Origin of the sequence: Pararhodobacter aggregans (genome assembly GCF_003075525.1) — a bacterium.
Classification (GTDB): domain Bacteria; phylum Pseudomonadota; class Alphaproteobacteria; order Rhodobacterales; family Rhodobacteraceae; genus Pararhodobacter; species Pararhodobacter aggregans.
Genome location: NZ_QDDR01000001.1, coordinates 301,743 through 315,252, shown reverse-complemented (window position 1 = coordinate 315,252; position 13,510 = coordinate 301,743). Strand labels below are relative to the sequence as shown.

The 13,510-nt window shown below is 69.3% G+C and carries 13 protein-coding genes; 3 read left to right on the top strand and 10 right to left on the bottom strand.

Annotated features, from left to right (window positions below):
* Positions 1-7 precede the first annotated feature (7 nt).
* Positions 8-871, top strand: a complete 864-nt coding sequence (locus DDE23_RS01575; RefSeq protein ID WP_107749626.1) for a universal stress protein — start codon at positions 8-10, stop codon at positions 869-871.
* A 114-nt stretch (positions 872-985) separates the two neighbouring features.
* Complete coding sequence (locus DDE23_RS01570) at positions 986-2,152, top strand: Bcr/CflA family efflux MFS transporter (protein WP_133239510.1); 1,167 nt, start codon at positions 986-988, stop codon at positions 2,150-2,152.
* A 4-nt stretch (positions 2,153-2,156) separates the two neighbouring features.
* Here DDE23_RS01570 and DDE23_RS01565 read toward each other — a convergent pair whose 3' ends face one another.
* Entirely contained in the window at positions 2,157-3,080 is a 924-nt protein-coding gene (locus DDE23_RS01565) for a LysR family transcriptional regulator (RefSeq protein ID WP_170121764.1), read from the bottom strand.
* A gap of 133 nt (positions 3,081-3,213) precedes the next feature.
* On the opposite strand from DDE23_RS01565, the gene DDE23_RS01560 reads away from it, so the two are divergent.
* Complete coding sequence (locus tag DDE23_RS01560) at positions 3,214-4,179, top strand: PDR/VanB family oxidoreductase (protein WP_107749623.1); 966 nt, start codon at positions 3,214-3,216, stop codon at positions 4,177-4,179.
* 9 nt (positions 4,180-4,188) lie between these two features.
* Here DDE23_RS01560 and DDE23_RS01555 read toward each other — a convergent pair whose 3' ends face one another.
* The 9 genes from DDE23_RS01555 to DDE23_RS01515 all read right to left on the bottom strand — a co-directional run bounded on the left by DDE23_RS01555 (position 4,189) and on the right by DDE23_RS01515 (position 13,508).
* Complete coding sequence (locus tag DDE23_RS01555) at positions 4,189-5,673, bottom strand: FAD-dependent oxidoreductase (protein WP_107749622.1); 1,485 nt, start codon at positions 5,671-5,673, stop codon at positions 4,189-4,191.
* Positions 5,674-5,675: 2 nt separating this feature from the next.
* A complete protein-coding gene (locus DDE23_RS01550; RefSeq protein WP_157957949.1) occupies positions 5,676-6,800 on the bottom strand; it encodes an ABC transporter substrate-binding protein in 1,125 nt (374 codons plus the stop codon).
* A gap of 40 nt (positions 6,801-6,840) precedes the next feature.
* On the bottom strand, positions 6,841-7,554 hold the full coding sequence (locus DDE23_RS01545; RefSeq protein WP_107749620.1) for an ABC transporter ATP-binding protein: 714 nt from the start codon (positions 7,552-7,554) through the stop codon (positions 6,841-6,843).
* Entirely contained in the window at positions 7,547-8,308 is a 762-nt protein-coding gene (locus DDE23_RS01540; protein WP_107749619.1) for an ABC transporter ATP-binding protein, read from the bottom strand. Before DDE23_RS01540 ends, DDE23_RS01545 begins: the two co-directional genes overlap by 8 nt.
* Positions 8,309-8,311: 3 nt before the next feature.
* The gene (locus DDE23_RS01535; RefSeq protein WP_107749618.1) at positions 8,312-9,196 is read right to left on the bottom strand and encodes a branched-chain amino acid ABC transporter permease; all 885 of its coding nucleotides are present in this window, start codon (positions 9,194-9,196) and stop codon (positions 8,312-8,314) included.
* A gap of 3 nt (positions 9,197-9,199) precedes the next feature.
* Complete coding sequence (locus tag DDE23_RS01530; RefSeq protein WP_107749617.1) at positions 9,200-10,090, bottom strand: branched-chain amino acid ABC transporter permease; 891 nt, start codon at positions 10,088-10,090, stop codon at positions 9,200-9,202.
* A gap of 64 nt (positions 10,091-10,154) precedes the next feature.
* Complete coding sequence (locus DDE23_RS01525) at positions 10,155-11,279, bottom strand: oxidoreductase (protein ID WP_202863197.1); 1,125 nt, start codon at positions 11,277-11,279, stop codon at positions 10,155-10,157.
* A 7-nt stretch (positions 11,280-11,286) separates the two neighbouring features.
* The gene (locus tag DDE23_RS01520) at positions 11,287-12,030 is read right to left on the bottom strand and encodes an SDR family NAD(P)-dependent oxidoreductase (protein WP_107749615.1); all 744 of its coding nucleotides are present in this window, start codon (positions 12,028-12,030) and stop codon (positions 11,287-11,289) included.
* Positions 12,027-13,508 carry an FAD-dependent oxidoreductase gene (locus tag DDE23_RS01515; protein ID WP_107749614.1) on the bottom strand — a complete coding sequence of 494 codons (1,482 nt, stop codon included), beginning with the start codon at positions 13,506-13,508 and terminating at the stop codon, positions 12,027-12,029. The genes DDE23_RS01520 and DDE23_RS01515 overlap by 4 nt, the downstream gene beginning before the upstream one ends.
* Positions 13,509-13,510: the final 2 nt, after the last annotated feature.

Genomic DNA, 13,510 nt, shown 5'->3' with positions numbered 1-13,510 from the left:
CGGGGACATGAACAGAGCGGAACAGAAAATCGTAGCCCTTGTCGACGGGTCTGTCTATTCCGCCTCGGTCTGCGACCACGCCGCGTGGATTTCCGGCCTGACGGGCGAGCCGGTCGAGGTGGTGCATGTGCTGGGCCGGCGCGAGGCGGCGCAGACGCAGGACCGTTCGGGCACGCTGGCGCTGGGCGCACGCAGCGCGCTGATGCAGGAGCTGGCCGATCTGGACGCGCAGCGCGCCAAGCTGATCGGCCATCGCGGCCGGGCGATCCTGGACGATGCGCGCGCGCTCCTCGAAACCGCGGGCGTGGCCGAGGTCACCACGCGGCTCAGGCAGGGCGATATCGTCGACACCCTGGCCGAGGTCGAGGCCGAGGCCCGCGTCGTGCTGATCGGCAAGCGCGGCGAGGCGGCGGATTTCGCCAAGGGGCATCTGGGTTCGAACCTGGAGCGGATCGTGCGCGCCAGCCACCGGCCGATCTTCGTGGCCTCGCGCGCCTTCCGGCCGATCCGGAAGGTGCTGGTGGCCTATGACGGCGGCGTCTCGGCGATGAAGGCCATCGACCACATCGCCCAGAGCGCGGTGTTCCAGGGGCTCGAGGTGCATGTGGTGACGCTGGGTCCTGCCACGCCCGATACCGTCAACGGGCTGGAGGACACGACCGCCATGCTGCGCACCGCGGGGATCAGCGCCGAGTCCTCGGTCCGTCCCGGCCAGCCCGAGACCGCGCTCGCCTCGATTGTCGAGGACGAGGGCTTCGACATGCTGGTGATGGGCGCCTATGGCCACAGCCGGATCCGCAGCCTGATTATCGGTTCGACCACCACGGCGATGATCCGGTCGTGCAAGGTGCCGGTGGTGCTGATGCGCTGAGGCCCTGAGCCTCGGCGCGCGATCTGAAAAACCGATATCCCCGCCGCGGATTTTCGTCTTTTCGCGCGGCGGGCGGGGTTGCAGGCTGGTCGGGCCGCCAAGGATGGAGGATCCGTGGCCCCGTCTTCCCCGAAACCCGCTTTGGGCCTGCTGGTCGCGCTGGCCTCGACCGGCACGCTGGCCATGCACATGTTCGTGCCCGCCCTGCCCTATGCGGCCGAGGATCTGGGCGTCGGCAGCGCCGCGGTGCAGCTGTCGCTCACGCTTTATGTGCTGGGCCTCGCGCTGGGGCAGATCGGCTACGGGCCGGTTTCCGACGCGCTGGGCCGGCGGCCGGTGGTGATCGCGGCGCTGGGGATCTTCGTCCTAGGCTCCTTGCTCTGCGCGCTGGCGCCGACGCTGCCCTGGCTTCTGGCCGGGCGGCTGACGCAGGCGCTGGGCGGGGCCGGAGGGCTGGCCCTGGCCCGGGCCATCGCCCGGGATGCGGCGGGGCCCGAGGGCTCGCAGCGCGACATCTCGCTTCTCAACACCGTCATGCTGATCGGCCCCGCCATCAGCCCGGTGCTGGGCGCGGGCGTCGCCGCCTATGCCGACTGGCGGGGGATCTTCCTGGTGCTGGGGCTGCTGGCGCTGGGCACGCTCGCCGCGACGCTCTGGTCCCTGCCCGAGACCGCGCGCCACCGCAAGCCGCTGAGGTTCGGCCAGATGGGCCGCGATTTCGCCACGCTGGGCCGCAACCGCCGCTTCGTCTGCATCGCGCTGGGCGGCGCGATGGGCTCGACCACCACCTATGGCTATTTCGCGGCCGCCCCCTTCATCTTGCAGGAGCAACTGGGCGTGCCGGGGGGCGAGGTCGGTTTCTACGTCGGCGGCATCCTGCTGGGGGCGCTGGCCGGGACCTGGGTCTCGCGGCTCAGGGTCGGCCATGTCTCGCGCGATGGGTTCTTCCTGCTGGCGGGCCTTTTCGCCATCGCCATGGCGGGGGCTTTCCTGGCCGCCGCCTGGGCCGGGCTGATGACGCCCGCGCTGATCTTCCTGTTGACGCTGGGGCTGATGTTCGCGGCGGGCTGCATCAGCCCGACCGGGCTGTCCGCCTCGCTCGACGCGGTGCCGGAACTGGCGGGCTCGGCCGCGGGGCTGTTCGGCGCGGCGCAGATGGCCTGCGGGGCACTGTCGACCTTCCTTGTCGGCATCGGCGCCCAGCATGACCTGAGTTGCGGGATCGTGCTGACCGGGGCCACGATCCTCAGCTTCCTGCTGTTGCGGCTGGGGCGGGCCTGACTATTCAGTCCAGCCCGTCGCTGACCGGCACCGACTGGCGCAGGAAGCTGGCGAAACCTTCGGTCACCTCGTCCATCGGCCGGTCCTTGCGCCAGACGAGGCCGATTTCCAGCGGCGGGATCGGATCGGCCAGCGGGCGGCGCTCGATCTTCAGCCCCTCCAGCGACCAGGGCCGATAGACCGTGTCGGCGACGATGGTCACCCCCAGTCCCAGCCCGATCCATTCGCGCATCGCCTCCATCGAGGTGGTGCGCAGGACCACATTCGGCTCGAAGCCGAAGGGACGGACCAGTTCGCGCAAGACCCGCTCGCCCTCGTCCACCATCAGGAAGACGTAGGGCAGCCCGTTCAGCCGCTCCAACGGCACCGACTTTTCCGCCATCAGGGGCGAGTTGTTCGAGATCCAGAGCCGCCGCTGCGCCTGGATCAGCGGGCGCTTCTGCAATTCGTCGGGATTGCCGAGGTTCGAGGTCAGGATGATCCCCAGGTCGGCCTTGCCGGCGATCAGCGCATCCTCGCATTCGGGCCGCGTCATCTCGGACAGCGAGACCTCGACCTTGGGATGCGCGGCCAGGAACTTGCCCAGATAGGGCAGCAGGAAATAGCCGACGACGACATGGGTGGCGGCGATCCTCAGCGTGCCCGACAGGTTGAGCGAGGCCTGGAACGGCCAGCGCTGCGCCTCGTCCGCGGCCTCCAGCACCTTCATGGCGTGCTGGTGGAAGAGGTGCCCGCGATGGGTCAGCGTGACGCCGCTGACATGGCGATCGAGCAGCGGGAAGCCCAGCGTGCGCTCCAGATCGAGGATCGCCGTGGTCACCGCCGATTGCGAGATGCCGATCTCGACCGCGGCATTGGCGATCTTGCCGTATTTGGCGGCGGCCACGAAATACATCAGCTGCCGCAGGGTGAAATTCGGTGCCTTCATGGACGCCCCCTCCCCCGGGGCCGAGCCGCTCTCCATCTGAAATTCAGAATTTACTCATAAGAATATCCGGTTTGACTATATCTGTGTCCTGGGCAAGCTGGCAATCAGGGAGATGCAATGAGGGAGGATTCCAATGAGCGTGCTAGAGATGCGCGTGGCCGCAATCCGGCGCGAGGCCGAGGGGATTCTGGGCTTCGACCTGGTGCCGGTCACCGGCGGCGCGCTGCCTGCCTTCACGGCAGGCGCCCATATCGACGTGATGCTGCCCGGCCTGCCCGCCCGGCAATATTCGCTCTGCAACGCGCCGGGCGAGACGCATCGCTACCAGATCGCGGTCCTGCTCGAACCGGCATCGCGCGGGGGATCGCAACATCTGCACGAGCGGGTGGCGACCGGTGACCGGCTGCTGATCGGCCCGCCGAAGAACCATTTCGAGCTGGCCCCCGGCGCCGGGCATTCGCTGCTGATCGCGGGCGGGATCGGGGTGACGCCGATCCTGGCCATGGCCGAGGCGCTGGCGGCCGAGGGCGCGTCCTTCGCCCTGCATTACTGCGCCCGGTCGGCTGCGCGGATGGCCTTTGCCGGGCGGCTGGCGGCAGCACCCTTCCGCGACCGGGTGCATCTGCATCTGGATGACGGGCCAGAGGCGCAGCGCCTGCCCTTGGCTGCCCTGCTGGCGGCGCGGGGGGCCGGGGATCACGTCTACATCTGCGGACCCTCGGGGTTTCTGGACTGGGTGAAGGGCGCGGCTCTGGCGGCGGGCTGGCCCGAGGAAGCGGTGCATACCGAATATTTCTCCGGCACTGTCGAGCAGCGCGACAGCGATTGCGCCTTCGAGATCGAGGTGGCGGGCAGCGGGCAGGTGGTGACGGTCGCCAAGGGCCAGACGGCGCTGGACGCGCTGCTGGCGGCGGGGCTCGACGTGCCCAATTCCTGCACCGAGGGGGTCTGCGGCATGTGCATGACCCGGGTCATCGACGGCGCGCCCGACCATCGCGACCAGTTCCTGACCGCAGCCGAGCGCGCGCGCAACGATTGCTTCATGCCCTGTTCGTCGCGCGCGCTGGGGGCACGGCTGGTGATCGAGCCGGATTACTGAGAGCCCCGATTACTGAGACCCGTCACCGGGGATGTCCTGCAGGGCGACCCTGGTGCCGACCATGCTCGGCAAATGGGCGCCTTGCAGACGCGGCCCCTCGACCGGGGCGCTCAGGCCCAGCGCTGCGGCATGGCCCGCGATCCGGCCCAGCGTGAAGCCACCGCAAAGCCGCATGCCGCCCAGTTCCGCCGTCGGGTTCAGCCCGCCCACCGCGTCGCCCGCCGCGTAAAGCCCGGGGATCGCCGCGCCGAACACATCGACCGCCTGCATCGCCGCGGTGACCCTGAGGCCGCCCGCCACGAAGTTTGAGCCCACGACCATGGGCAGGGCGTGGAACGGCCCCTTTGCGATGGGGCGGCGGCCTTCGGGCAGGATGACCCGGCCGAAATCGGGGTCCTTTGCCCCGGTCCCGGCAAGGAAGGCGTTCCAGCCGGCGACCGATGCGGCAAGCCCCGCGGGATCCACCCCGATCCGCGAAGCCAGCGTCGCCAGATCCGGGGCCGAGACACCCGGGCGCGGCATCTGCGCCACCAGCTGCCCTTTGCGGCGCAGGGTCTCGTCGTCGATGATGTACCAGGCCTCGCGTCCCGGCTGGGCCTGCAAGGCCTCGACCCGGCGCTCGTAGGGACCGGCCTCGTCATGGAAGCGGCGGCCCTCGCGGGTGACGGCGATGCAATCCTCGACCAGGGAGGACGAGACGATCACCAGGGGCAGAACCTGCGCCATGTTGATGAGGTCGGCCCCCACTGCGCCGGCCATCAGGTGCCCGTCGCCCCGGCAGGTATCGACGCCGAGATAGGGCGCGCGGGCCAGATAGCCGGGCACATGGCGGGCGCGCAGTTCCGGGTTCGCCTGAAAGCCGCCGGTGGCCAGCACCACCCCCTTGCGGGCCTGCCAGCGGCGGGTCTGGCCGGTGGCATCCTCGGCGATCAGGCCCGTCACGCGGCCCCCTTCGGTCACCAGCCGCCGGGCGCTGGTGTTCAGGTGCAGCGTCACGTTCGGCCGGGCGAAATCAGGGGCGAAGGCGCGGCGGAAGGCCATCATGTCCTCGACCGCCAGCATCCGGTCGGTGCGGTGCTGAAGGGGGCGCGGGATGAAGCGGGAAAAGCGCACGCCCCGGGCGATCAGATCGTCATAGGTGGCGGCGCTGTGTTCGGCGAAGAGCCGCATCAGTGCCGGATCGGCAATCATCGGGTAGCGGTCGCCAAGCAGGGAAATGCTGTGTTCGGCATCCGCCAGGAAAGCCTCGGCGCTGTCCCGGATCCCCGCCTCAATCTGAGCGCGGGACCCGACGAAGGCCATGTAGCCGGTGGACCAGACGGCATTGCCGCCAATGGCGTCCAGCGCCTCGATGACATGGACAGACGCCCCGGTGGCGGCCGCGGCGGCGGTGGCGGCCATGCCGCCCGGCCCCGTCCCCACCACCAGCACGTCGCAGGAGAGATCGGCACCGGGCTTGTCGCCCGGTGCCTTGGTGCCGGAAACCCCGGCCATGGTTACTGGACCACTTCCCAGCCGCCATCGCGCACGCGCATGACGACGCTGCCATGCACCGGCACCCGGCCCTCGCCGAAGGTCATGGAGCCCGTGCCCATCAGCACCGGCACGTCATGGGTCTGGGTCATCGCCTCGCGCAGGGTCTCGCGCGTGACCTCGCCCTCGATGCTGCTGATCGCCGCGGCGATGATCGACATCATCGAATAGCCGGTCGCCGCCCAATGGTCGGGCGGGATGCCGTAGCGGGCCTGATAGCGCTCGGCGAAGGCGCGGGTCGCGTCCGAATAATCCTCGGAGAAGATCGAGACGAAGAGCGTCCCCTCCCCCGCCGACCCGGCAGCGTTGATGAATTGCGACGAGCCGAGGCCGGTGTCGCCCGCGATGATCGTGTCGGGGTCGAGGCCCGCCTGCCGCGCCTGCAGGATGATGTTGGCGGCCTGTTCGGGCGGGGTGGTGACAAAGAGGCACTCGGGGTCCGCATCGACGATCTTTGTCGACAGCGCCGTGAAGTCGGTGTCCGAGGCGAGGATCCCCTCGTCGGCGATGATTTCGACCCCGTGCGAGGCGAGCGTGTCGCGGAACACGTCCTTCTGGATGATGTAGCCCGGGTTATCGAGGATCGAGACCAGATAGCAATTCGCCGGGTGCAGCGTCTCGCCGATGTAATTGGCGAGGGGCGGCATGTAGGTGACGGCGGTTTCGGTCGATTTGAAGATCCATTCGCCCAGCGGCAGCACCTCGGAAGTCATCGCCACGGTGAACATCGGCACCTGCAACTGGACCGCAACAGGACCGGTCGCCATCGCCTCGGACGAGGCGATCGGGCCGAGGATCAGGTCGGACTGATCGACGTTGGCACGCCGGGTCAGCAGCGAGATCGCCTCCTGCCGGTCCGAGCGGTTGTCGTCGTACTGGATGGCGACGGTGTGATCGCCATAGCCGCCCGCGGCCGCCAGTTCCTCGTCCGCCATGCGGATGCCGTTGACCAGCGGCACGCCGACGAAGGCATAGGTGCCGGTCGTCGACAGGATCGCGGCGATGTTCACCTCGTCCGCCGCGGCGGGTCCGGCGAGAAGCGTGGCGCCCAGGAGCGCCCTCATTGTCAGTCTGGAAACCTTCGTCATCCTGTCCTCCCTGTATGACGTGGGTTGCGATGCTCGGGCGTCAGCCTTCGGGCGTGACGCCGAGGTAGTGGGAAACGACATCCGCATCGGCGGCGAGGGCTTTGCTGGCCCCCGACATCACCACGCGGCCCTGTTCGAGGATGTAGGCGCGGTCCGACAGATCGAGCGCGAGGGTGGCGTTCTGCTCGATCAGCAGGATGGTCATGCCGCGCTCTTTCAGCGTGCGCAGCGCCGCGAAGACCTGGGCGATGATGACGGGTGCCAGGCCGAGGCTGGGTTCATCCAGGAGCAGCAGCCGCGGCGAGCCCATCAGCGCCCGGCCGATGGCCAGCATCTGCTGTTGCCCGCCCGACAGCGAGCCCGCCAGCTGCTCGGCCCGTTCGCGCAGGATCGGGAACAGGGCATGGACCTCGTCCAGCGGGATCCCGGCCTTGCGGCCGCGCAGCGCCGTGGCGCCCAGTTGCAGGTTCTCGGTCACGGTCAGCTGCGGGAAGACCTGCCGCCCCTCGGGCACCTGCAAGACCCCCATGCCCGAGATGGTCCAGGCGCGGCTCGAATGCAGGGGTTTCCCCTCGAAGGCGATGGTCCCGGCCGAGGGGCTGACGATGCCCGAGACGGCGTTGACCAGCGTCGACTTGCCCGCGCCGTTGGGGCCAATCAGGGCCACGACCTCGCCCTGATTGACGTCGAGCGAAACGCCCCTCAGCGCGGTGATGCCGTTGTAATGGACCTGAAGATCGCGGATCTCAAGCATGCTCGCCTCCGACATAGGCGGTCAGCACCGCGGGATCCGAAAGCACCGCCTCGGGCGCGCCCTCGGCGATGAGGCGCCCGCCGTCCAGCACGTAGATATGCTGGCAGAGCCGGGTGACGAAGCGCAGGTTGTGTTCGATCAGCAGGATGCCGATGCCGCTGTCGGCGAGGTCGCGGAAGAGGACGGCCAGCGCATCGGATTCGACGTCGTTCATCCCGGCGATGGGCTCGTCGAGCAGGATGTATTCCGGCTCGGACGCCAGCGCGCGCATCATCTCGACCCGCCGCTGGTGGCCATAGGACAGGCCCCCCGCCGGATATTCCGCCAGATGCCGCATGCCGAAGCGTTCCAGCAGCGCCTCGGCCCGGGCGCGCATCGCCGCGGTTTCCCTGCGCGAGGCGGGCAGGCCCAGCAGCGCCGAGAGGGTCGAGCAGCGCTCGTGCCGGTGAAAGCCGATCAGGATGTTATCCAGCACCGAGTTCTCCGGCAGGATGCGGATGTTCTGGAAGGTCCGCGCCAGCCCCGCCCGGCAGATCTGATCGGCGGGGGCGCGGGTGATGTCGGTGTCATCGACCCGGATCGTGCCGCCGCTCACCGCCAGCATGCCGGTAATCATGTTGACGATGGTGGTCTTGCCCGCGCCGTTGGGGCCGATCAGCCCGGTGATCTTGCCCTTCGGCACGGTGATGTTGACGTTTTCCGAGGCGACGACGCCGCCGAAACGCTTGCTGAGATTGTCGAGGATGAGGGCCATGGCTCAGCTCCCTTTCGCGGTATCGGCCTCGGCCGGGCGACGGGCGCCCAGCCGCCGGCCCCGGGCGCGCTCGATCAGCGTGTCGGCGATACCCTTGGGCAGGAAGTTGATGGTGAGGATCAGCAGGATCCCGAAAACCAGCATCCGCGCATCCGCCAGCGGGCGCACCACCTCGGGCAAGAGGATCAGCACCGCGGTGCCGACGATCGGACCCCAGAGGCTCGTGCGGCCGCCGAAGACCACGTAGGACAGGATGGCGATGAGGTAGGGGAAGCCGAATTGCGACGGCACCAGCGCGTAGGAATGGAAGGCCTCGAGCGCGCCGTAAACCCCGGCCAGCGCGCCCGAGAGCACGAAGGCCAGCGTCTGGTGGCGCACGATGGAGACGCCGAGCGAGGCGGCCACGGCCTCGTTCTGGCGGATCGCGTCGAAGGCCCGGCCCAGACGGCTGTGGGTGATGGCGTACATCAGGTAAATGGTCGCCGCGCCCGCCAGCAGCAGCAGCGGCGTGCCCACGGTCTTGGGGATGCCGGTGATGCCCTGCGCGCCGCCGGTGACATTGGTGGCGTAGATGTTGAGCGACAGCACGATCTGGATGAAGGCGACCGTGGCGATGGCCTGATAGATGCCCCGCAGCCGCGCCAGCGGCACCGAGAGCGCCAGCGCCACCAGCCCGCCCGACAACGCCGAGGCGATCAGCGCCAAGGGCGCGGGCAGGCCATAGGTCACGACCAGAATCCCGCCCGTATAGGCGCCGACCGCGGCCAGCCCCACCGTCCCCAGCGAGAAGACCCCGGCGCGCAGCACCAGCCATTGCGCATAGGCAAGGCCGAGATGCAGCAGGAACAGGTCCAGAAGCGGCTGATAGCCAAGAAGAAGGTTCATCATGGCTTATCTCCGTCCACGCAGGCTGCCGGCCTCTTCCCGGCCCATCAGCCCGTTGGGGCGGACCAGCAGGATCAGGAACATGGCCGAAAAGATGAAGGCGGTGGTCAGGCCCGAGGGCAGGTAGGCGATGGAGAGGGTCTGCACCATGCCGAAGATCAGGCTCGCCATCAGCGCGCCCGGGATCGACCCCAGACCGCCGAGGATGATGATCGCGAAGCCGAACATGAGGTAGGGCTCGCCCATGGTGAAGTTGATGTTGTTGAACGCGAGCCCCACCAGCACCCCCGCCGCGCCCGCCAGCGCGCCCGAGATGAAATAGGTGAGGTTGTAGATGCGGTTGGGGTTGATGCCGACCAGCATCGAGGCCCGCTCGCTATCCGTCACCGCGCGGACCTGACGGCCGAAGGCGGTGCGATAGATGAACCAGGCCATGACCAGCACGATGGCGATGGCCGCCGCCGCCATCATCAGCTGCAGGAGCGAGACGCGCAGGCCCCAGAAGCGGTAGATCACCACCGGCACGGTATCGAAGGGAAAGCGCAGCACCTGGGTCTGCGAGACCCATTGCCAGAAGGTCATGATGACCATCCCCGCCCCCATGGACGAGATGATGGCGCCGAATTCCGCATCCCCCGATTTGCGCAGGCGGCGGAAGCAGACCACCTCGATGATCATGGCCAGCACGCCCGAGGCCACGGCCGCGGCGACAAAGCCCAGGATCAGCGGACCGCCAGCGCGGACCGTGTAATAGGCGACGAAGGCGCCGGTCATGAAGACCGCCCCATGCGCAAGGTTCAACAGCCGTTGCACCCCGAAGACCAGATTGAAGCCCACCGCGAAAAGCGCGTAGACCCCGCCCACGACAACGCCGTTCAGTAGCTGCTGCAGCAGCATGCCGTCTCCTCCCTTTCCGGGTCTCGCGACCCGTTCTTCCCGGGCCCGTTCGGGGCCATCTTGGTCACGTCAGCCGCTCCAGATGCCGCCGGTCATAGGCGGCGAGCGTCGCCGCCCCGCCCGACAGGATCCGTGCCGCCAGATCGGCATTGGCCAGATGGCCGCGGCCGCTGGCAATGAGGTCGAATTCGCCGCGCTCGATCCCCTCGGCGGCCCAGCCCAGCGTGGCGGGCGCCAGCGCCGCATGCTGCTTGCCGCGCGCCGCCTTGAAGTCGATGTCCATCAGAAGCGAGCCCACGGCGATCACCGGCCGGTTGCTCAGCCGCCGCACGAAGGCGGCGAGGCTCGTCTCGTTTCCCGGGAAAGCCGGGTCCCAGAAGCGCCGGGTCGAGACGTGGAAAGCATCCGTCCCCGCCGCGACCAGCGGGGCGAGCCAGCTGGCCAGCTCCTCGGGGCTTTCGGCGACGCGGGCGGCGTAGTCGAGTTGTTTCCACTGGGAAATCCTGAGGATCACCGGGAAATCCGCGCCCGCCTTTTCCTTGCAGGCCATGACCAGTTCCGCCGCGAAGCGCGCCCGTTGGGCGAGGGTGCCGCCATAGCCATCCGCGCGCCGGTTGGTGGCGGCGTGGAAGAACTGGTCGGGCAGGTAGCCATGCGCGGCGTGGATCTCGATCCCGTCGAAACCGGCCTCGCGCGCGGCACGGGCGGCCTTTGCGTAATCGGCGATGGTGCGGGCGATTTCCGCCCCGGTCATCGCCCGGCCCAGCGCGCGGCCCGGCCCTGCAAGGCCCGAGGGGCCGAGGCGCGTGACCTCCAGCGTGTCGGTCATGCCGACCAGCGACGGGGTGAAGGCGCCCACATGCCAGACCTGCGCAACAATCGCAGCCCCCTGCGCATGGACGCCCGCCACCACCCTCTCCCAACCCTTGAGCGCGTCGGTCCCGTAAAGCCGGGGCACATCGCGGCCGAAGCGGCCTTCCTCGTTCGGCGCCGCGCCCTCGGTGATCAGAAGCCCGGCGCCGCCCTCGGCCCGGCGGGCGTAATAGGCGGCCATCTCGGCCGTGGGCACGCCATCCGGCGCCGCCTCGCGCGTCATCGGTGCCATCACCAGCCGGTTGCGCAGCGCCAGCCCGGCCAGCGTCAGCGGGCGGGCGAGGATCGTGGCGGGATCGGTGAGGGGGGCGTGCATCTGCATTTCAGGTCGCCAGAAAGCCGCCGTCGACGGGAATATCCGCCCCGGTCACATAGCCCGCCGCGTCGGAGGCGAGGAACAGCACCACCTTCGCCACATCGTCCCAATCGCCGGTGCGGCGCAGCGGGATCCGTTCGATCAGCCGGTCGCGGGTGGCGTGGCTGGCGCCCTGCCGGTCGCGCATCGGCGGCATGACGCCGGGATGCACGCAATTGACCCGGATGCCGCGCGGGCCGAATTCGGCGGCCGCCGCGCGGGTGAAGGCCAGGATCGCCCCCTTGGTCGCGTGATAGGCCAGATGCACGCCCGGCGTGCCGACCCGGGCGCAGATCGAGCCCACGGTGATGATAGACGCGCCCTGCCCCATCAGCGGGACCAGCGCCTGCAGGCCCAGAAAGGTGCCGTTGAGGTTGATGGCGACCAACTTCTGCAGCAGGTCCGAGGACAGGACATCCGGCGCGGCCGAGCCATTGGCCCCGGCATTGGCGACGAGGATATCGACATTGCCCCGACCCGCGCGGATCTCCCCGGCCAGCGCCGCCCAGTCGTCGGCGTTCGAGACATCGAGATGGCGGTAGCGCATGCCCAGATCGGCCGCCGCCGCCGTGCCTTCGGCGTCCAGCACATCGGTCAGGATCACCTCGGCCCCCGCCTGCGCCAGCAGCGCGGCCTCGGCCCGGCCCATGCCGGAGGCGGCGCCGGTGACCACGGCCAGCTTGCCGCTGAGGTCGAGGGTAAGCGCGCTCATACCCGCCCCTCCGCATCCGCAAGGGCGCTCTCGGCCGCGATCTGGCCGAAGCAGAAGCCTTCGGACAGGTTCGAGCCATCGGAGGGATAGAGCATCCCCGTCGCCTGCCCCAATTCCCCCGCGGCATAAAGCCCGGGGATCGGCGCGCCCCTTGTGTCGAGGATCCGCGCCCCCGCGTCACGGCGCGGCCCGCCGGTGGTGTTCGAGCCGCCGGGATAGAGCCGCACGCAATAGAACGGGCCCTGATCGACCGGCACCATCGTCTCGGCCGGGCGGCCGAAGGGATCGGGCGTGCCCGCGTGGCAGGCGGCGTTATAGGCGGCGATCTCGGCCTCGGCCCCGTCGGGATCGGCCAGCCCGGCCGCGCGCGCCGCCTCGGCGATGGTCGCGCCCGAGGCGATCCAGCCGCGCTCGATCTCGGCGCTGTTGTCCTCGCTCCAGCGGTAGATCCCCACCGCATGCACGCCGACCGAGGGCAGGGTCAGCATCCCCGCCTGCCGCCGCCGCTCGTCGAAGAACCAATAGCAGGGATTGCGCGGGGTCTCGCCGGTTTCGGGATCATAGGCCAGCAGGTGATAATAGAAGCCGTGCAGCAGGTTGGCCTGCGTGCTCTCATCGGCAAAGCGCCTGCCGTTGCGGTCGGTGATGACATAGCCCGGCGGGTTGAGGAACAGCATGACCGACAGGTCCGAGCCGTCCTCCAGCGTGAAATTGCCGATGGCCCGGCCGATCATCTGGTTCATGTGCCACAGATCCGCGCCGACTTCCTGCGCCATGCGCACGCCGTCGCCGGTATTGCCCGGGTTGCCGTAGAAATAGACCGGCCAGGTGCGCAGGAAATCGCGCTTCATCTGCGCGTTGTGCAGATAGCCGCCGCAGGTCAGCACCACGCCCTTGCGCGCCTCGACCCGCAGGCCGGCGGTGGTTTCCACGCCGATCACCCGGCCCGCGCCGTCGCGGATCAGCCGGTCGGCGGGGCTGTCCCAAAGGATCGGCACCCCGGTCTTGGCATGGAAATTCTGCGCGAGCTTCTCCCACAGGAACGGCCCTGCCTTGCCGTTCAGGTCAAGCCGGGTCTTGGCCCCGCCCGGCTGGTAGACGCCAAAGGCCTCTGCCCCCGGGAAAGCCGGATGCTCGGCCCCGCCGACCCGGCGCAGGTCCAGTTCCGGCGCGATCCCGGTCAGCCAGTCGATCAGCCCCACGGCGCGCTCCGCCCAGGCCTCGCTGATCCCGCGCGGGACCATGCCGCCCGCGCAGCGGTCGAGGTAATCGGTGGCGGGGCCGGGGTCGGTCACCGCCATCATCATCCCGCCCGACATCCGGGTCGAGGGGGTATGCGCGCCCTCGGCCTGCTTTTCCAGCACCAGCACCTCGGCCCCCGCCCGCCAGCCGGTGATCGCCGCCGCCAGCCCCGCGCAGCCGAAGCCCACGACCACGAGGTCGGCGCTGAGGTCCCAATCGGCGGACGCGCTGGTCATGG